Origin of the sequence: Paenibacillus sp. FSL R7-0302, from assembly GCF_038006885.1 — a bacterium.
GTDB lineage: Bacteria > Bacillota > Bacilli > Paenibacillales > Paenibacillaceae > Paenibacillus_AQ.
Genome location: NZ_JBBOWB010000001.1, coordinates 230,771 through 250,477, shown reverse-complemented (window position 1 = coordinate 250,477; position 19,707 = coordinate 230,771). Strand labels below are relative to the sequence as shown.

General features: G+C 53.1%; 18 protein-coding genes. 5 read left to right on the top strand and 13 right to left on the bottom strand.

What is annotated here, in order from left to right:
• Nucleotides 1-1,799: 1,799 nt before the first annotated feature.
• Together MKY96_RS01070 and MKY96_RS01065 are read right to left on the bottom strand one after the other, a co-directional pair.
• Nucleotides 1,800-2,981, bottom strand: a complete 1,182-nt coding sequence (locus tag MKY96_RS01070; protein WP_445671409.1) for a class I SAM-dependent methyltransferase — start codon at nucleotides 2,979-2,981, stop codon at nucleotides 1,800-1,802.
• A 57-nt stretch (nucleotides 2,982-3,038) separates the two neighbouring features.
• Complete coding sequence (locus MKY96_RS01065; RefSeq protein WP_340938011.1) at nucleotides 3,039-3,701, bottom strand: DUF6483 family protein; 663 nt, start codon at nucleotides 3,699-3,701, stop codon at nucleotides 3,039-3,041.
• 238 nt (nucleotides 3,702-3,939) lie between these two features.
• Between MKY96_RS01065 and MKY96_RS01060 the strand changes: the two genes are divergently transcribed.
• Entirely contained in the window at nucleotides 3,940-4,497 is a 558-nt protein-coding gene (locus MKY96_RS01060) for an ArsR/SmtB family transcription factor (protein WP_340938009.1), read from the top strand.
• A 3-nt stretch (nucleotides 4,498-4,500) separates the two neighbouring features.
• Entirely contained in the window at nucleotides 4,501-5,805 is a 1,305-nt protein-coding gene (locus MKY96_RS01055) for an MFS transporter (RefSeq protein ID WP_340938008.1), read from the top strand.
• A gap of 85 nt (nucleotides 5,806-5,890) precedes the next feature.
• Here MKY96_RS01055 and MKY96_RS01050 read toward each other — a convergent pair whose 3' ends face one another.
• The gene (locus tag MKY96_RS01050) at nucleotides 5,891-6,676 is read right to left on the bottom strand and encodes an alpha/beta fold hydrolase (protein WP_340938006.1); all 786 of its coding nucleotides are present in this window, start codon (nucleotides 6,674-6,676) and stop codon (nucleotides 5,891-5,893) included.
• 67 nt (nucleotides 6,677-6,743) lie between these two features.
• Entirely contained in the window at nucleotides 6,744-7,271 is a 528-nt protein-coding gene (gene yyaC / locus MKY96_RS01045) for a spore protease YyaC (protein WP_340938002.1), read from the bottom strand.
• Nucleotides 7,272-7,431: 160 nt separating this feature from the next.
• On the opposite strand from yyaC, the gene MKY96_RS01040 reads away from it, so the two are divergent.
• Nucleotides 7,432-7,656 (top strand): DUF1128 domain-containing protein, encoded by a 225-nt coding sequence (locus MKY96_RS01040; RefSeq protein WP_340751658.1) that lies wholly within the window; start codon nucleotides 7,432-7,434, stop codon nucleotides 7,654-7,656.
• Nucleotides 7,657-7,772: 116 nt separating this feature from the next.
• Here MKY96_RS01040 and MKY96_RS01035 read toward each other — a convergent pair whose 3' ends face one another.
• A complete protein-coding gene (locus tag MKY96_RS01035) occupies nucleotides 7,773-8,492 on the bottom strand; it encodes a pirin family protein (protein ID WP_340938001.1) in 720 nt (239 codons plus the stop codon).
• A 323-nt stretch (nucleotides 8,493-8,815) separates the two neighbouring features.
• On the opposite strand from MKY96_RS01035, the gene MKY96_RS01030 reads away from it, so the two are divergent.
• Together MKY96_RS01030 and MKY96_RS01025 are read left to right on the top strand one after the other, a co-directional pair.
• A complete protein-coding gene (locus MKY96_RS01030) occupies nucleotides 8,816-9,340 on the top strand; it encodes a YtxH domain-containing protein (protein ID WP_340937999.1) in 525 nt (174 codons plus the stop codon).
• Nucleotides 9,341-9,469: 129 nt separating this feature from the next.
• Nucleotides 9,470-9,799 (top strand): DUF5665 domain-containing protein, encoded by a 330-nt coding sequence (locus MKY96_RS01025; RefSeq protein WP_036694977.1) that lies wholly within the window; start codon nucleotides 9,470-9,472, stop codon nucleotides 9,797-9,799.
• Nucleotides 9,800-9,965: 166 nt separating this feature from the next.
• Here MKY96_RS01025 and MKY96_RS01020 read toward each other — a convergent pair whose 3' ends face one another.
• The 8 genes from MKY96_RS01020 to MKY96_RS00985 form a co-directional block, all read right to left on the bottom strand.
• Nucleotides 9,966-10,736, bottom strand: a complete 771-nt coding sequence (locus tag MKY96_RS01020; RefSeq protein ID WP_036730293.1) for a sigma-70 family RNA polymerase sigma factor — start codon at nucleotides 10,734-10,736, stop codon at nucleotides 9,966-9,968.
• Nucleotides 10,733-11,185: an anti-sigma B factor RsbW gene (rsbW, locus tag MKY96_RS01015; protein ID WP_036730295.1), complete on the bottom strand. Its 453-nt coding sequence runs from the start codon at nucleotides 11,183-11,185 to the stop codon at nucleotides 10,733-10,735. Before rsbW ends, MKY96_RS01020 begins: the two co-directional genes overlap by 4 nt.
• A gap of 18 nt (nucleotides 11,186-11,203) precedes the next feature.
• On the bottom strand, nucleotides 11,204-11,542 hold the full coding sequence (locus MKY96_RS01010) for an STAS domain-containing protein (RefSeq protein WP_340937997.1): 339 nt from the start codon (nucleotides 11,540-11,542) through the stop codon (nucleotides 11,204-11,206).
• Between the two features lie 96 nt (nucleotides 11,543-11,638).
• Entirely contained in the window at nucleotides 11,639-13,309 is a 1,671-nt protein-coding gene (locus MKY96_RS01005) for a response regulator (protein WP_340937995.1), read from the bottom strand.
• 17 nt (nucleotides 13,310-13,326) lie between these two features.
• Nucleotides 13,327-14,196, bottom strand: coding sequence for a CheR family methyltransferase (locus MKY96_RS01000; RefSeq protein ID WP_036730299.1), 870 nt, complete (start codon nucleotides 14,194-14,196; stop codon nucleotides 13,327-13,329).
• A gap of 81 nt (nucleotides 14,197-14,277) precedes the next feature.
• Entirely contained in the window at nucleotides 14,278-17,946 is a 3,669-nt protein-coding gene (locus MKY96_RS00995) for a response regulator (protein WP_340937992.1), read from the bottom strand.
• Nucleotides 17,943-19,115 (bottom strand): fused response regulator/phosphatase, encoded by a 1,173-nt coding sequence (locus MKY96_RS00990; RefSeq protein WP_340937990.1) that lies wholly within the window; start codon nucleotides 19,113-19,115, stop codon nucleotides 17,943-17,945. Before MKY96_RS00990 ends, MKY96_RS00995 begins: the two co-directional genes overlap by 4 nt.
• Before the next feature lie 213 nt (nucleotides 19,116-19,328).
• Nucleotides 19,329-19,676, bottom strand: a complete 348-nt coding sequence (locus tag MKY96_RS00985) for a general stress protein (protein ID WP_076080447.1) — start codon at nucleotides 19,674-19,676, stop codon at nucleotides 19,329-19,331.
• Between the last annotated feature and the right edge of the window lie 31 nt (nucleotides 19,677-19,707).

Below are 19,707 nucleotides of genomic sequence, written 5' to 3'. Positions count from 1 at the left end.
GGGCTCTGCCGCCAGCCCGGAGCGGGCCAGCTGGCGGTAGAGCAGCGCCGCCGCGGCAACGGGGGCGGCGCCGGTGATTAGAAGCGGCACGAACAGTTGCCGCTTCAGGAGAAGGGCTGCGGCACCGGCGGCAGCCGCAGCCATCCATGCGCCGCGCGACTCGCTGAGCAGCAGCGCGGCGGCGTACGGGAAGAGCGGCAGCAGGCGCGCCGCTCTTAGCCAGTGCGCAGCGGACCAGTTTCCGGTCCGCTGCGCACTGGTGCCTGCATATCCTGCACCTGACTCACCCGCTCCGCTGACACCCGAACGTACCGAATTATTGCCCGCACCCGCACTTTCTGCACCTACCTCAGCCGCTCCACTTACATCCGAACTTACCGCACTATTGTCTCCACCCGCACCTTCTGTATCTAACTCACCCGCTCCGCCGACACCCGAACGTACCGAATTATTGCCCGTATCTCCCTGAGAATCTTCAGGCCAGAAGCTATAAGCAGCAGCAAACAGCCGTTCCAGCAAATACACAGCCATTACCGCACCAAAGGCATTCGGATACTGAAGCAGCCCGGCCAGCCTAGCACCAGTGGCACTGACTCCGGGCGACTCAGTATACGCCACCGCATAAGGAACCGGCAGACCTCCGCAGACCGCCAAAAGGGCAGACAAACTGATAGTGATTCCAAGCAGATGCCACACTGCTGCAAGAAGAGTTCCTCCCCGGCGGGTTCGCGCCGCCAGCAAAGCGAATGTAACAAAGCTAGTGTAGAAGCCCCAGCGCAGCATCTCATTCAGTGTTCCTTGCGCAGATACGGGACTGCCAAGTGCATGGATAGCATACAAGAAACAGAGGAGCACACAACTGCTAAGCAACCCCCATACAACCAGCCTGCTCCCGCTCTCGTTCCCTCTTCTCCTACTGCCCGCCAACTCCCGTGTATTCTCTCTGTGTTCAGACTGCTCCTCTACTTTCGACCTAATCAAGGAACTGCCAGACCACTTCCGATCTTCCCAACGCAGCTTAAGCCTGGCCCCTCTACCAGTAGCCATATAGATAAGTACCAATCCCAGCAAGACTCCGCACAAGCCAAACCACACCGTCAGGAACAAATACATCTCCCCGGTGAAAAAGAACCCTCTCAGCACACAGGACGCCATCCCAGCTGATATCAAAGCCAACGCGCAGACCAAAGTAACCAACCAATCACTTTGCCGTCCGTACCTGTTCACCTGCATCCTAAATCTCCTATTGCTCATGATGCTTAACAGTCTGCCCATATTTACCGGAAAACAGAAGAGGGAGCTGATTCCCCCGACTAGCTCACACGCTCAAATGAAGAGCACTTATGCACCTGATTCCACCCAAAGTAGCTCAATCACTCAAAATGAAGAGCACTTGTGCTCCTGATTCCACCAGAAGTAGCACCAACGCTCAAATGAAGAGCACTTGTGCTCCTCATTCCACCCGAAGTAGCTCACACGTTCGAATGAAGTGCAATTGTGCACCTGATTTTGCTCATTTGGCCTCCCCCGCCGGTGGAGGAGCATCTCGCCTCTTATGTGCTATCCTAGCCAGGATACGACCCACGCAACACCACATTGTGTTCGGTTTTCCACACACATTTGCCCCGCAGCCGGTAAAAGCCGTAGGCAGGGGCACGCCTGCCTACGGCTCTCCTCCAGCTTTGCCCCCGCCTCTCCTTCGGCCCATTCCGCCCCCATTTCCACAAACCGCAAATAAAACAGCCGCCCCCATCAGGAAGCGGCTGTTCTGTCATACCCTAAACTATTCAACACATAAATTAACCTTCCGCACTGCCGGCGGGCAGCAGGTCGGAGCAGACGCGTTCCAGGTAAGGCTTGGCACCGAGGAAATCGCGGAATGCGGTGTATTCGCGCCATTTGGCGGCCTGGTCGCCGCTGTCGCTGCGGACGGCGCGGATCAGGATGTTCTTCGGAGTGTGCTCCATGTCGATGAATTCCAGCAGCTGGCTGCGGTAGCCCATCAGGTCCAGCAGCTTCGCCCGGATTGCATCGGTGGCGAGCGCCGAGAACCGCTCCTTCAGGATGCCGTGTGACAGCAGCGGATTCAGTACCTCACTCTCGACCTGCGCGAACAACTCATGCTGGCAGCAGGGCACTGAGAGGATGACCGATGCGCCCCAGCGCACCGCCTTCTCCAGTGCAGCATCGGTGGCGGTATCGCAAGCATGCAGTGTGACCACCATGTCCACCTGATCCAGCTCATTATAGTCGGCGATATCCCCCACCAGGAACTTCAGCCGGTCATAGCCCAGCTTAGCAGCCAGCGCATCGCAGTGCGCAATGACATCCGCCTTAAGGTCAAGGCCGACAATATTCAGCTCCCGCTGCTCGCGGACGGCGAGATAATGGTACAGCGCGAAGGTCAAATAAGACTTGCCGCAGCCAAAATCAACAATCGTCAGCGGCCGGCCTGCCGGCAGATCGCCCAGCACATCCTGAACCATCTCCAGGAACCGGTTGATCTGGCGGAACTTATCATATTTCTTGGCCAGCACCTTGCCCTCGCTGTTCATAATGCCAAGCTCGACCAGGAACGGCACCGGCTCGCCCTCATCCAGCACATACTGCTTCCGGCGGTTGTGGGCCAGATCCGGCGCTTCCTGCTTGCTGGCTGATTTGGTCAGAATAGATACCTTGTATTTCTTGCTGATCAGCACCTGATAGTCGGCACCGGCAGTACACAGCAGACCTTGGCGGAAGGTGTCCCTCAGCAAAGAGAGCATCTCTTCAGCAGCATCCTCTGCGGGAATGTTGCGGTGCTCCACCTTAGGGCCGATATAATAGGCAAACTGATAATGCAGCTTCCCTTTTAACTCAACAGGCTTGACCTGCACTTTATTGTAGGGGGCATCGCCCTTGCTGCGCAGTTGGCTTAGTGTAGCCGTAATCAGAGTGCGGCCGCTCATCACTTGCTCGATCAATTCCTTCAAAGCTTCCAAATGGGTACATCTCACTTTCGGGTTTATAAAATAGAGCACTTAGTCTCCTGAATATCGTTACATTATAGCATTAACCTTAAGCCTGCTCCATTCTTCCATGCCCTGCTGCACTTCTTCTAGTGGAAGACCGCCCTGGGCTAACTGCTCCGGCTTTAAAAGCAGCAGCCGTCCGTACAGCTCCCGGCCTTCCTCCGCCACATTCTCCCCCTGCTCCCAGAGCCGGTAGAGACTGTTCTCCGCCTTGGCGTAATGTCCCCGGGATTCGTGGTAAGCCATCAGGAGGCGTTCGGTCTTGGCGGGAAGGCGGTACGGCTCCACTTCCTCCAGCAGCTCATTGATCTCTTCCGTCATGTTCAGCAGCTCACGGTCCGCGCCATGAAGACCGGCATAGATGAATAAATGCAGGGAACGCATCGCCCTGAACAGGGCTGCATCCCGGTCTCCTTTGGCCGCGTAAATCCCGCCTTCCTCCTTCAGCAGCCGGGCTACCCCTTGCAGCTTGTCGGCCTCAAGCACGCCCCCAAGACGAAACATATCAATAATATCCTCTACAGACAACGAATTGAGCAGACGCGAATTCAGGCGAAAATGCCGCATCAGCAGCTCATCTACCTCCCACAGGGCCTCCGTTGTTTTTTTATCCTGCTTCAAGGTCAGCACCTTGGCGACCATTGCCGTCATATCCTCAATCATCCGTACAATATAATCTCTCCGGAACATACCGAGCTCCTTTCGTTACGCAGCTGCTTCTCCTTTGTCTCCTCTGCTTGCTGTTGGACTCATCTTAAACCATTCGTCCCTCCGGCGCCACTCTGCGGAGTTAAGTCTTGACCCCACTATAATGATGAACTATAATTCAGCTATCCGATCTGTATTACAGATTGAACTATTTAACAGATCGATAATTGGATACAGACTGTATACATGTTAATACGGACCCTACAGAGGAGGCTTATTGATGACCAAGCCAACCGGCAAAATGCAAGACTCGACCACAGCAGCCGTTTCAGATCAACAGGATCTGCAGACAAGCAACCAGCTTTTGAACGTTACGCCGGAACAGGATAAGCTGCTGGAGAGCGCCTTACGGATTAAGATTATGCACACGCTGTCGGCAGAGCCGCTTACATCCAAGCAGGTTGCGGAGAAGCTGAACAAGACTCCGGGTAATATTCACTACCATATCGTCAAGCTCTATGAGGGCGGTCTGCTGGAGCTTGTCCGTACAGAAGCCGCAGGAGGCATCATTCAGAAATTTTACCGTTCCAAAGGTACGATGTTCCACTCGGAGGCGCTTCGCAGCCTTCACTTCCGCAAAGAAGACCAGACCCGGCATTTCACTACCAGACTTACTCTCTCTCCTCAGGAGCTTGCGGAATTCCACCAGGAGCTGCTGGAGCTGATTACCGCCTGGGAGTCCAAGGTAACGGAAGGTGACGAATACGGTGTGGAAGTGATGCTGGGTCGTCTGCAGTCTGCCGATGCAGCTGCACAGCCGGAAGGGGAGGCACAGTAATAGATGAGCACCGCTGGCCCTTCCGGACAACCGAAGCATCATCCGCTTGAGGGCTTCGCTGCCCCTTTCCGGCAATCCCGCGCCTTTCCTTACCTGTGGCTGGGACATTTAGTTTCTTTTTTGGGCAGCTCGGTAACCATGGTTATCCTGCCTGTCCTGGTCTATTCCCTGACCGGCTCCACCACCATTATGGGGATGGTCATGGCCGCCTACATGCTGCCTAATGTAATCATGCTGCCGGTCTCTGGACATATTGTCGACCGCTACGACCGTGTACGGATTATGATGCTGGCCGATATTGCCCGGTTCATCGTTATGATTACGACTGCTGTGCTGTCCTTGACCGGAGTGCTGAGCATTCCGTTGCTCTATGGACTCGTTGCCTGCTACGGCCTGCTGGACGGCTTATTCCAGCCCGCCTACGCTGCCGTCCGCGCTACCGTATTCACTCCGGATATCCGCGTAGCAGCGAATTCTTTAACTCAGATCACAACCCAATCCGTGCGGCTGATCGGTCCCGCGTTAGGGGGACTGCTGATTACCCACCTGTCCGCGGGCTTCGGCTTCGGAATTGATGCCTTCACCTATCTTATCTCCCTCATCTGCCTGGTCTATCTGCGCAGAGTGATGATGACCCGGCTGCAGTCTGCTGCCGCTGAGACTGAAATCCTGGCTAAGCCTGCTGCCGGGACCTCTCCCGCTCCGCACTGGAGGAAGGATTTCGCCGAAGGGATACATGTTCTGCGCAGCCAGCCCTGGCTCTGGATTACAATTCTCGCCTTCTGCTTCGTCAATATATGTTATACGGGCGTAATCAGCGTCCTTCTTCCCTGGCTGTTCAAGGTCCATCACGGCTGGCCTCCTTACCTCTATGGCCTGGCCGTTACGTTCTCCGGTGTCGGGGCCATAGCGGCCGGCCTGCTGTACGGCCTGCGGGCGAAATGGTATCACCGCGGCATCCTGGCTTACGGCGGCGCCATGATCAGCGGGGCTGCTCTGCTGCTGCTCCCGTTCGCAGGCACTCCGGCAGCAGCCATCACCTTATTTGCCGTGGAAGGCTTCGGATTAATGATCTTCGGGCTGATCTGGGAGATCAGCCTGCAGGAGCTCGTTCCGAAGGAAGCCTTCGGACGGGTTGCCAGTCTGGATATGTTCGGGTCCTTCGCCCTGCTGCCGGTCGGATATATCTTAGTCGGCTGGCTGGCCGACCTGATCGGAGGAGTACCGACCATTATTATTTTTTCCAGCCTGGGCCTCTCCTGTGTTGCCCTGGTGCTGTGCGTTCCGGCGATCCGTAAGTTTCAATAAAATATATAAATTTGCACAGCAAACAGAAGGCAGCACCCGCCGGAGAGCGGAAGTGCTGCCTTCTGTCCCTATTACCTGATGTAATTTACTTCTTCACAGGCGAATATACGAAATCCTTAATAATCTTCGCCAGCTGCTCCGGTGCTTCGAACATGCCCATGTGGCCTACACCCGGCAGTGTCACCTTGGTGATGTTCCGGTTATCTGAGGTGAAGGTACGCTCCGGTGTCACCTTAGAATCCTCTGCTCCCGCAACCAGCAGCACCGGCAGCGCCGTTGCCGAGATCACATCGCGGCGGTCCGGGCGCTCCCGCATAGCCAAGGATGCGCCAACCGCGCCTTGCGGCGGAGTCTTATAGCCAATCTCCTTGGCACGTTCCAGCAGCCGGGGGTCCGCTCCAGGGGCAAAGAGTCCAGGCACCAGCTGATCCACAAAAGCAAAGATGCCTTCGCTCTGGATCATGGTGACGCTCTTCAGCCGGTTCTCCTTGGCTTCTTCACTATCCGGATAACCGGAGGAATGAATCAGCCCGAAGCCCTTCAACCGGGAGGCATGGCGCTGGGCAAACGACAGGGTAATATAGCCTCCGAGCGAATGTCCCAGCAGATAACATTCCGGAATCTCCAAGGCATTCAGCAGCGACAGCAAATCATCAGCCATCTGCTCGATGGTATAGGCTCCAAGCGGAGCATCCGAAGCCCCGTGCCCGCGCAGATCCGGGGCAATGACCCGGTAATGGGCAGCCAGGCTTGGAATCACCTTTTCCCAGTACTCGGCACTCCCGCAGAATCCATGCAACAGTACGATTACATCCCCTTTGCCTTGATCACTGTAGCAGATGTTGCTTCCCTCGCATCGAACATTTTCCATGGCTGCTTACCCTCTTTCTATGTAGTGGTCTATATTAATAAGCTAGAACAGCTGATTTGAAACGCTCTCAATCCGTAAGTCCGAATCCCTGTGCGGCTGCCTTGGCAATCTGCTCTGCCATAACCATTACCCGGTAGAGCGGGGTAGTCTGTATCGTCCGGTAAGGACGCGGACTATTCACATCAACGATCGCCGCCAGACTGTAATTCCCTACAGCAGGCAGGAGTCCTCCTACCGATTCTGCCGGACGCAGCGGCTGCGCTGCCGCAAAATAACAGCCCAGTGCGGCCGGCGGTCCCAGGCAGGCATCAACAGCGATAATAATCTGCCCTTCCGGAATCTCTGTTATCCGCTGAACCAGATTATCCGCATCACAGGGCGCCGGAAGCGTACCCGTTACATTCGGAAATCCGTACTCCAGCAGGCGGCTTCCCGTCAGCGGCCCCAGTGCATCTCCGGTGGAGCGGTCTGTTCCGATACAGAGGAAGGTCAGCTGCTCAGCGGAATACTCGTCTGCGATCCCGCGGAAGAAAACCGCCAGTCCCCCGGCATCCATTTTACGCCGTTTTCTGCTCTCTTCTTCTCTGATAGCCAAAGACTCTCCCCCTTACTCAGCAGCCTGTTATATTTACCTTTAATTTAACATGTTTGCGTGATCTGGACAAAAAAATGGTCATCCCCTGCCCAAACATGATAAGATATTTGAACTATACCAGTTCACATTCTATATTACTCAGGGAGGATGGTTATACTCAATGGATTTGTCAAACCCAAGCCAGGAGAACGTTGAATATATGATTGAAGGCATCAAAAACAAGCTGAAAATGGCCAGTGCCGCTGCGATGCAGGCGTCAGCCTTCTCGGTGGAGCAGTATGAGGATATTCAGGATATATACGAGGTTGCGATGGGCAGTGACCGGCTCAGTATCTCCCAGGTGGAGGCGCTCGTCTCAGAGCTTGGCCGCCTGCGCAAGAAATAGCACCAGCAGTCCGTATACAATATAAAGCCCTTCAGCTTCATTGTCCGTAAGACGGGACGTTGAGCTGAAGGGCTTTTGTCTGCTGCAAGAATAATCTTACTGTCATGCTCCGGCGGCTACGGGAGATCAATCAGAATGAATTCTGCATCTCCTGAGCTGCTTATGCCTTTGAGCGTAAGCTCACAGCTCTTGCGGATACGCGCCGCATCCCCCTGCTGGAGCTGGAATACACCGTCCGCGCATGAGATCTCCAGATTCCCGGAAATGACATACAGATGGGTTCGCCGCTCCTCCTGCTGGGGATAGCGCAGCTCCCGGTTCGTCTGCAGAACGGACAAGTAGATGTTAACATCATTGTCCAGCTGCAGCGAGCCCTGAGCCCCCTCCCCTGAAGCAACAGGCAGCAGGTGGTTAAGCTTAAGCTCGGCCGGAAAGAACCGGGCATCCCATTTCGGGGTCTTGCCGGGCCGGTCGGGCAAAAGCCAGATCTGCAGGAACCGGACATCCACATGATCTGACGGATTCGTCTCCGAATGGTTAATGCCTGTTCCTGCGCTCATCAGCTGCACACTGCCTGCCTGCAGATCTGCATGATTCCCCAGATCATCCTGATGCTTCAGCACACCGGATACCACATATGTGATAATCTCCAGATTATGATGCGGGTGCTCATGCATGCCTTGCTCAGGCTTCAATTCATTGTCGTTATGCGCCAGCAGTGCGCCGAAATGGGCGTTGCTGGGATCATCATAATCGGCAAACGAGAAGCTGAATTCACTGTGTATCCATTCTCTATTCGAAGTATGACGCTCGGCTGCTGTGACTACTTTTATCATAATATTGCACCTCCATAGATGTTGGAATCTTATCAATATCCTAAACAGGGGCATGAATGCTCTTCGATACGGGATGTATAGATGCGCTATGATTAACTATTTCTTACCCCCTTCCCTTCGAGATCAATCAAACTTGTAAAGCCGCATATTCACCGAATTAGGTATGAAAAAACACGTTTTCGGCTGGGATGCTCCCTTATGCTCCGGCAATCTTTGCCAAGCTATTCCGCTGTTTCAGCACATAGCCCAAAGTGTATATACGAAGTAAGAACATTCAGGCTCACCTGAAATTGAATGACAATTCTGATAAGGAGTGATTGATAATGAATAAAGCAGAGAAGGAATTTCCGGTAGAAAGCGGCAGCACATTCTTTAAAGGGATCTTCATCGGCGGTCTGCTCGGAGCAGCAGCGGCACTGTTATTCGCACCGAAGCCGGGCCGTGAAATGCGCAGTGACCTGTCCGATAAGTTCACAGTAGCTACAGATAAGACAAAAGAGGTTGCCGGAGCCGTAACTGACAAGACCAAGACGATTGCTACGACCGTAGGTGAAAAAGCTACCGACCTGGCAGGCACCGTGTCGGCCAAAGCCTCCGATATCTTCACCACAGTCAGTGACAGCAAGCAACAAATTGCAGCTACTCTGGCGGAAACCGGCAAAAAGATTGGCGAAACGGTAAGCGATGCCTCCAAGGACATCACGGGCAGCGTTAAGGATGCCTCCCAGGACATAGCGGTTGAAGCCAAGGATACCTCCAAAGAGGTTGCCGACAAGGCGAAGGACGCTTCCAAGGAAATCGCAGGCGCAGCGAAGGATGCCAAGGATGAAGTTAAATCCTCTTATTAATCCCGGATGTTCAGGCTGATTATACATTGAAGGGAGCGGCCAGATCTTCCGTAGCTGGCCGCTCCCTATTTATGCATGTCTTATATTTCAATAAAGCCTGATTCAGGCTACAGAAAGCAGGTACGCCTTATGGGAGAAGCGGACAACAGAACCAAAGCTTATGATGTAGATGAGCATCCCTTCGAGCTGCGGCATGAGGTCAAACGCTTGAATGCGAGGCTCGACAAAATCGCCGACTCACTGGAGAAATCTGAGTTCAAGGATATCCTGGAGAACTATACAGACCCCAAGAAGCGGATTATCACCAATCTGATGGCCGGGATCTCCAGAGGCCTGGGCCTCTCACTCGGTACCTTTGTCATTCTTGGTATCCTCGGCTATATCCTCAGTTTGTTTCTCAATGTACCGGTTATCGGGGAATATCTTGGAGAAATCAAAAAGTATATAGATGCTAACTAAACACATTTCCCGCGCATCCCTCCTGCAGCCTACTCTACCGCGAATAGACTCCAGGAGGGATGTTGCTCATGGCCGAATAACCCTGCCTTGCGGCGGGGAGCCCAAAAAAGGGCAGGTTTCATCCCAAAGGGATAGAGCCTGCCCTGAATTATAATGACATTGATAATTAATAGGATGAATTAGCCATGATCTGCTTCAGCTTCTCGGTGGCCCGCTTCTGGATACGGGAGACACTCATCTGCGAGACACCCAGCTTCTGGGCAATAGCCCGCTGGGATTGGCCATCCTGGAAGGCCAGCAGCAGCACCTGCTGCTCCTGCTCCTTCAGCTGTCCGAGCGCCTGCTGGAGATCCATACGCTTCTCCACCGTCTCGTAGTCATTCGCATCGGAGCTGATCAATTCACCGAGTGTGGCCCCGCTCTCTTCCTGGGAGAGCGGGGAATCCAGGGAGACATAATGATAACATTCTCTGCCGGCCAGTACTTCCACAGTTTCCTCTACGGTGAGATCCAGATAGTGGGCAATCTCTTCAACCGCCGGAGAACGTTCGAGCCGAATGGTCAACTCATCAATGGCCTGCTGAACAAGCGCGCCTTTTTCCTTAATCCGCCGTGGAACCTGTATGTACCAGGATTTATCACGCAGGTAGTTTTTCATATGTCCAATCATGCTCTTCATCGCATACGGCTCGAAGGGAATCCCCAAGCTGATGTCGTATTGCGCCAGCAGCCGGATCAGCGCCATTTGCCCTACCTGATACAGATCCTCATAGAGATCCGGACGGTTACGGGCAATTTTGCCGGCTGCCATCTTCACCATAGGTTCATATTTGCGGATGAGCACTGTTGCGATTTCATTGTCTTTCGTCTGCTGGTATTCCCAGATCAGGCTTACTGCTTCATTCATGGACTCTGGGGGAGTCACTTTGTCATTCATACTTTCTCCTCGCTGAAATTGAGCCGTTTAGTCAGGGTAACGACTGTCCCTTTCCCTGATTCGCTAACAACGCTAACGTCATCCATCAGCGCCTGCATTAGATAGAAGCCCAGTCCGCCCACTTGAACATCATTCAGCTCCTTGTCATGAAGCGTCAGACGTTCCCCGGACGCATCCAAACCGTCAAAGCTCTCCCCCTCATCTTTGACAGTAATGGATAAGACACTTGATCCTACCTCAAAGATTACATCAACCATACCGTCCGCTTGCCCATAGGCATAGAGCACGGAGTTATTACATGCTTCCGAGACGGCTACCTTCATATCTTCAATGTCTTCATAAGTAAAACCCATTTTGGAGGCAATGCCGTATAAATTAAGTCTGACAATATCGACATATTCTGCACTGGCGGGTAACTGAAGAACTACTCTTTGTATGTCATCACTCATTCTTAGTTCGATCCTTTCCTAGTGGGTATTCTCTTGGGAGGCAAAAAACTTGGAAATGCCGGTCATGTCAAAAAGCTTCTGTATTTGCGGGGGAACTTCAGCAACGGTGAACTTGACGTCCATTCCATGTCTTGCTTTGAGGATCGACAACAGAATTCCGATACCTGTGCTGTCAATATACTTCAGATCCTTCAGATTAATCACGAGATCAAGCCCCGTGTCTCCCACTAGCGGTTCCATCACCAGACGAAAGTCAGGCGCCACAGACAGATCGAGTTCACCTACCAGATAAACAGTGCATACCGAACCAACGGTTTCGGTCTTTGCGTGAAACTTTTCGCTTTTATGTGTATTCATAGACAACTCTCCTGGTTAAATGTTTTCTTTACCAATAACCCTAATAGCACAGGGTTGAAACAACAAAGAGACAATACGGCACTGGTAATTCATGGGTCATGCGTTGAAAAGCGAAGTGTTCCGTGCGGTTGCGGGGTTATCCCTGCCTGAATATCTGGAGATCATTTGTTTGATGCTGCTTAGCTTGAGCGGCTTGCTGATGTAGCCGTCCATTCCGGCAGCGGTGCAGCGGTCCTGAATCCCCTCCATCACATTCGCAGTCATCGCAATGATCACTGTCTTGTCAGGCGAACCGCTGCTCTCCTCACGAATCAGGGAAGTGGCTTCAAGACCATCCATCACCGGCATCTGCAGGTCCATGAAGATAAAATCGTACTCGGATTGCCGGGCCAGTTCTACAGCCTGGTTCCCGTCCTCAGCAACATCGGCACGATATCCGAGCTTATCCAGCATGCTAACCATAAGGCGCTGATTAATCGGATGGTCATCCACAATCAGCACTTTGCTCCGGCTTGCTTCATCTACCTCGTCCGCTGTACCTTCCTCTTCCGGGCAGCCGCCTTCCAGCTCTTCCTCCGGCACGGCAACCTGGATAGTGAATACAAAGGTAGCCCCCTTCTCTTCCATCGACTCTACACGGATATCTCCGCCCATCATGCCCACGAGGGACTTGCAGATGGCGAGGCCGAGACCTGTGCCTCCGTATTTACGCGTCATGGAGGAATCAAGCTGGGAGAAGGGCTGGAACAGCCGGTCACATTTCTCCGGTGAAATTCCAATGCCTGTATCCTTAACGGTAAATTCTATTACCAGCTTATTATCCACTGCAGGCAGAATGGAAGCAACTAAATAAACGCCGCCCTGGTTGGTAAATTTCACCGCATTGGATACGAGGTTGATCAGCACCTGGCGCAGCCGGGCCATATCTCCATAAATCAGCCGCGGCAGCTTCTGGTCGATGAAATAGGCCAGCTCCAGATTTTTTTTGCCGGCTTCTGCCGAGAACAGACTAAATACCTCCTGAATGGTGGTATGCAGCTCGAATAATTGCTCTTCCATTTCCATTTTACCCGATTCCATCTTGGTGAAATCAAGGATATCGTTAATCACGGTTATTAGCGTGTCCGCACTTTTACGGATAATCTCGGTATATTCCTTCTGCTCAGGAGCAAGCTGGGTCTCCATCAAAAGATCAATCATGCCCACTACGCCATTCATCGGCGTGCGGATCTCATGACTCATCATCGCCAGAAATTCGGTCTTGGCCTTAGCCGCGATCTCCGCCTCTTCCTTGGCTTTGATCAGTTCACCGTTCATGCGCTCAAGCTCCAGCGTCTTTTGCTGCAGCTGCATCGCCTGAATCTGCTGCTTCTTGCTGGTCAGATGCATATTCACAAAGCCTTCAATCTTCGACTTCAGAATCTGCGGGATAAACGGTTTGACCATATAATCAATAGCACCGGCAGAGTACCCTGCGAAGAGATGCTCCGACTCCCTGCTGTTGGCAGAGATGAAGATGATCGGAATATCCTTGGTTTTCTCCCTGGCCTTGATTAACTTGGCGGTTTCGATCCCGTCCATACCCGGCATCTGAACGTCCAGAACAATCACGGCGAATTCATATTTCAACAAGCACCGAAGTGCTTCTTCTCCAGAATTGGCTTTGACAAGCTTGTAATGCTGACTCTCAAGGACGGCTTCGAGTGCCAGCAAATTCTCGGGACGGTCATCAACCAGCAGTATATGAATCGGTTCCTGAACCCCCATAGGTCCCTCCTTACCCGCTATTTATTTTTGCGGTATATTTTCTCTACCCGGTCCAGAGGCTCATAGCTGTCACTGTAGCGTGTGAAATGAATAGATTCCTTGGAACCGAGGACCAGCACTCCGAACCGGCTGAGGCTCTCATGGAACAAGCCATGCACATGATCGCGGAGCTCGTCGTTGAAGTAGATCATTACGTTCCGGCACAGGATCACATTGAATTCGTTGAAGGAAGTGTCCGTTGCCAGATTATGCTCTGCAAAAATGATGTTCTTGCGCAAATACGGCTGCAGGATCACTGAGTTATATTTCGCTGTATAGTATTCCGAGAAGACACCCGTGCCTCCGGCCTCAAGGTAGTTCTTGGTGTATTGCTTCATCTTGCCGATCTCGTACACGCCTTCTTTGGCCTGCTGCAAGGAACGGGCGTTCATGTCCGTGGCATAAATTCTAGCCTTGTCATATAACCCTTCCTCATGCAGCATAATTGCCATCGAGTAGACCTCTTCGCCTGTCGAGCAGCCGGCATGCCAGATCCGGATATAAGGATAGGTCCGCAGGAGCGGAATGACCTTCTGGCGGAAGGTCAGGAAGAGTCCGGGATCACGGAACATCTCTGTCACAGGGATCGAGAGGCTATACACGAACCGCTCGAAGCATGCACGGTCATGCAGCACCTTTTCCTGCAGGGCAGAAATAGTGGGTAAGCTCTCCGCATGGACATGATGCCAGATGCGCCGCTTCAAGGAAGGCAGGGCATAATTCCTGAAATCATATCCATACAAACGGTGTACTCCGTTCAGAAGCAGCTCAATCTCAATCTGTTCAAGCTCCTGCTTGCTCTCCGGCGGATTCCCCTGACCCTCATATCCGTGCTCCATCGCTGCCATTGTCATCAATACTCCCTTGCCTGCGCCTTATTTCCGTACTTGGTTTGAACCTGCTGTATAGCTATTACCCCGAAATCACCCTTACGAATACAACCAGACGCGCATTAACGAAAGAAGCTGATCCGTGCTGATCGGTTTCTTCATATAATCGGAGGCTCCGGCTTCAATACACTTGGCCCGGTCCTCCTTCATAGCCTTGGCTGTGAGGGCGATAATCGGCAATTTCTGGTACTGCGGCATCTGCCGGATGCGGCGCATAGCTTCATATCCGTCCATCTCCGGCATCATCATATCCATCAGCACCAGATCATAATCACTCTGTTCGACAAGCATGTCGATGGCCTCGCGGCCGTTCTCGGCAAATTTCACTTCCATATGATAGCCTTCGAGCACGCTGGAGAGGGCAAAGACGTTGCGGATGTCGTCATCGACGAGCAGAATTTTTTTACCTTCAAACAGTTCCTCTTTATTGTGCAGCTTTTGCAGGATTTTACGCTTATCTTCCGGCAGATTTGCTTCTACCCGGTGCATGAACAGCGTTGTCTCATCCAAAAGCCGTTCCGGCGAGCGGACATCCTTGATAATAATGGATTCCGCATATTTGCGCAGCTTGGTCTCTTCCTTGCTGTCCAGATCCTTGCCGGTATAAATAATAATCGGCAGATCGTTCAGCTCCTCATCGTCGCGGATCTGATCCAGCAGCTCGAAGCCGGTCATATCATCCAGCATCAGATCAAGCACCATACAGTCATATCTCTGCTTGTGCAGCTCATTCAGCGCCTCTTGGCCTGAAGACACCGCCGTAATCACTACATCGTCATGTCCGATAAGCTCCTCGATGGAACGGCGCTGGATATCGTCATCCTCGACAATCAAGAGATGCTTCATCGTGCTGGCGGTGTAGTTCTCAATCTGCGAGAAGGCCCGGTCCAGCGCTTCACGGGAGGACGGCTTTCTGAGGTAGGCCATCGCTCCCATCATGAGCCCCTGCTTCATCTCATCATTCACAGAGATCACGTGCACCGGAATATGGCGCGTCTGGGAGTCGCTCTTAAGCTCCCTCAGAATCGACCAGCCGTCCATAACCGGCAGCTGGATGTCGAGGATGATCGCGTCCGGCAGCAGGGTCTTGGCCATCTGCAGGCCGATATCACCCTGCAGGGCTACCAGCCCCTTGAAGCCGCGTCCGCGGGCCATGCCCAGCAATATCTTGGCAAAGCTCTCATCATCCTCAATAATCAGCAGCACCTTGTCGCCGCTGGCAAGGGATTCCCGGTCATCTTCCACAACTACAGGCTTAGCAGGTGTAGGCGTGATATCCCCTGCCTGATCCCATGAAAGTTCCTCCCGGAACTCCTCAAGCTGCAAGGGCTCCCCGGCAGGAGCGGCTTCAACCGCTCCCGGCAGCAGGCTAAAGTTCCCCTGAACCGGCAAATACAGTGTAAATATGCTGCCTTGTCCTTCACGGGACTCCAGTCCGATGGCCCCGCCCATCAGGCGGGCTAATTCGCGGCTGATCGACAGGCCAAGCCCCGTGCCGCCATATTTGCGGCTCGTCGTACCGTCAACCTGCTGGAACGCCTCGAAGACGATATCCATCTTATCTGAAGGGATGCCGATCCCGCTGTCCTTGACGGATATGGCAATATAATCATAATCATGCGGCAGATAGGCAGGCAGCCGCTTGACGTCCGCTCGGCTGACAGAGAACTCAACATACCCTTCGCTCGTGAATTTGAAGGCATTGGACAACAGGTTACGCAGGATCTGCTTCAGTCTGTGACTGTCGCTATATACGCTGTCCGGAAGCGGCTCGTCAAAGGACAGGCGCAGCGACAGCCCCTTCTGGGAAGCCAGCGGAGCAAAGTTCTGCTTCACGAAGGTCTTCAGCTCGACGAGCGGAATTTCTTCATGATTCAGCTCCATTTTGCCGGCATCGACCTTGGACAGATCGAGAATCTCATCAATCATCTTAAGCAGATCCGCACCTGACATATAGATGGTATGGGCGAATTCCACCTGCTTCTCGCTCAGATTGCCTTCCTTATTCTCCGTAAGGAGCTGGGAGAGGATCAGCAGGCTGTTCAGCGGAGTGCGCAGCTCATGGGACATATTGGCAAGAAACTCGGATTTGTATTTACTGGTTACTGCAAGCTGCATAGCCTGCTTCTCCAGCTGCATACGGGCATGTTCAATTTCATCCTTCTTCTCTTCAACCTCTTGCACCTGATCCTGCAGGGCACGTGTCTTGGAGACCAGCTCTGTATTGTAATGCTCCAGCTCCTCCTGCTGGCGCTGCAGCAACTCCTCTGAACGCTTCAGGGCATCCGTCTGCTCCTCCAGATTCTCGTTGGAACGGCGCAGCTCCTCCTGCTGGGTCTGCAGCTCCTCCGACTGGCATTGCAGCTCTTCCGTGAGCGCCTGCGATTCGCGCAGCAATTCCTCAACCACAAGCCTGCGGCTGATGTTGTTCAGAATAATCCCCAGATTATTGGAGAGCTGATGCAGCAGTTCATTCTGCAGCACCGAGAATGGCGTGAAGGAAGCGAATTCCACAACACCCAGAATCTCATCCTCGAATAAAAGCGGGTGGATCGATATATAGCTTGGATGCGATTCCCCGAATCCCGAAGACACCGAGATATAGTTGTCAGGCGCCTCAGTCAGCTTGATCGGCAGCTTATCCAACGCGCTCTGTCCGACCAGTCCCTGACCGATCTCGAAGCTCTCCTTGGGCGTAATCCCCTCCTCACCGGCATAAAAAGCGCTGCTGACCAGCAGGTTCGGATTATCCTGGCTCTTCAGATAGACGGCACCATACTGCGCTCCAAGCACAGGCGTGAACTCACTGATGAAGGTCTGGGCTACCTGATCCAGCGAGCTGACACCGCGCAGCAGCTCCGTAATCCGGGCAATATTGGCATTCAGCCAGGCCTGATCGCTCTGTGCCTGGGCATAGGATCTCTCGAGCTGCTGCTTCTGCTCAATATCCTCGGCCATCCGCTGGAATACCCGGGCCACATCGCCGATCTCATCCTTGGACTTCACCTTGATCCGGCGGATCGCCCGCATTTTGCCGTTGCCGAAGCTCGTAATCATCATGGAGACGACACTTAGGCCGCGCGTGATGCTCGGTATCACCCACAGAATGACACCCAGCCCCAGCAGCAGCCCCAAGACCATAATCAGGGTGACCATCTGAATCGATCGGCTCGAAGCCTCCTGGGCGTTAGCAGTCTCCTCCGTCATCCGGAAGGCATTGTAATCAGACAACGCATTCAGGCTGTTCAGCACCTCGTTCTGAATATCCTGTCCTTCTGCATTGCGGTACGTATTGGCATTCTGAAAGTATCCGGCGCTCAGCATCTCCAGGACCTTGTCCTGATAATTCAGATAGCCGGAATAGGCATTCTCAATCCGGGATAACATCTGCAATTCCTCTGCCGTCTTCAGCGAGGCCTTAATATTCTCCAGATGTTCCGCAGACTTCAGCACCTTGCTGTCAATTTCCGCCTTCTGCGCTTCCAGGGTTACAGTATCGGCATTAAGCATGGAAGTGGTCAGTATCCGTGCCATGTCGTTCACTTCCCCGCGAAGTCCCGAAGAAGCACGGCCTTTGCTATATCTCTCCTGGTAGCTATCCAGCTGATTGCTCATATAATGGAGCCTGTCATACCCGATCAGGGTAAGCGCCAGCATAATCGCCAGCATGGCACTGAATCCGATCAGCAGCTTAGCCTTAATCTTCATTCCTTATCGGTTCCTTTCTTCAGCGAGATCCACACCAGGCATTTATCGTCATCACGTTCCGAATTGACCGGCTCGCTCAGGAAGGCAGCGCGCACCAGGTCTTCCTGCCAGTCATGAGTGGCATTCAAATGCCCGACCATGAATTTCAGCTGCTCCTCCTGCTCGCCCTCCACCATCTCCATGAGTCCGTCCGTGAACAGCACCAGATGACCCTCGTCTTCGTAGCTGAGGCTCTGCTGCTGGATATCGATCCGGTCAAACAGCCCGACAGGGTGGCCGTTGCTCTCAAGCAGGACAGGCGTCTTGGCCTCCCCTTCAAAAAACAGCGCCGGCGGATGCCCGGCATTCACATAATTAATCCGCTTCATGCGGGTATCAATGACAAGATAGATCGCCGTGAAATAATACTGGACCAGCTGCTTCTCAATGTGCAGCTGGTTGAAACGCCTGTTAAGCTCCTGAATGACCTTCTCCGGCTCCACATAGGTGGTTACGGTATCCTTCAGGACCGAGGCCAGGAACATGGTAAACAAGGAGGACGAGATACCGTGGCCCATCATATCCAGCAGGATGACAGCATAACGCCCGTCTCCCAGCGGATACCAGGCATACAGATCCCCGGCCAGCTCGAAGGAAGGCTGGTAAATCGCATGTACCTCCAAGGTCTCCTCGGCAAGCGGCAGACTGAGTACCGCATTCTGCACCAGCGCAGCCAGCTTCAATTCATCCTGTATCCGCTGGTCCCGCTCCTTATGCCAGTCCTTCTCGCGCTTCAGCCGCAGCGCGAGGCGGATACGGGCCATCAGCTCCACCTTGTTAATCGGCTTCGTAACATAATCCACCGCTCCGGCATCCAGCGCCTCCGCAAGCTTCTTCGAGTCACCTACAGCCGTAACCATAATAATAGGAATATCCTTCAGATGCTCATATTGCTGGACCACACGGCAGGCTTCAATCCCGTCCATTTCCGGCATCATCATATCCAGCAGAATGAGATCCACATCGGACGGCCGGGGCTGCCCGCTCTCTTCCCCTGCACCGACGCCCAGCAGCTTCAGCATATCTTTGGCGGACGAAGCCGTTATAAAATTCCGGTAATCTTCCTTCTTGAGGATCTCACGGATAATAATTACATTAGTAGGATTGTCATCTACGATTAATATTCTCAAGCTCCCTCACCTCACGCGAATAATGTGTTAAGGCCATACACCCGCAGCACTCTCATTCTATCATACGATATTTATACGGCCTGTTACCAACCAGCTAGATATTGGCATAAAGCAGGTCCCGGCTTCAACAAAGTAACCTCCAGCTCCACTAACATCTAGTGGGACTGGAGGTTACGCTATTGTACTATTAAGGTCAGCGAAGACGACCCGCGATTATTGTGGGTTTCTTTTGGCAATGACCAGAACCTTGCCTGTATCAAGCTCTTTCTCGTAAAATGCCGCCTCCGCTGCGCTGAAGCCCAGTGAAGTAATCTTGAAGCGTAAAGCGTCGCCGCGCGAACGGAAAAGGTTGGCAATGGCACCGAACAGCCCTTCTTCACTCAGCCCCACTTCATTAGTATCTGCGGCGTCCACGATACGCCCTTCGCGGTCTTCATCGTGACTGATCACATAAAGATCCTCTCTGGTGTAGCCGCTGCTACGGAGCCGATTCACTTCTTCGATCGCCTGAACGCCGTTCTCCAGCAGCTTGGCATAAGCCTGTGTACCTGTTGAATCCATGAGATCACTCTCCTTCATAATGAATAAAGGC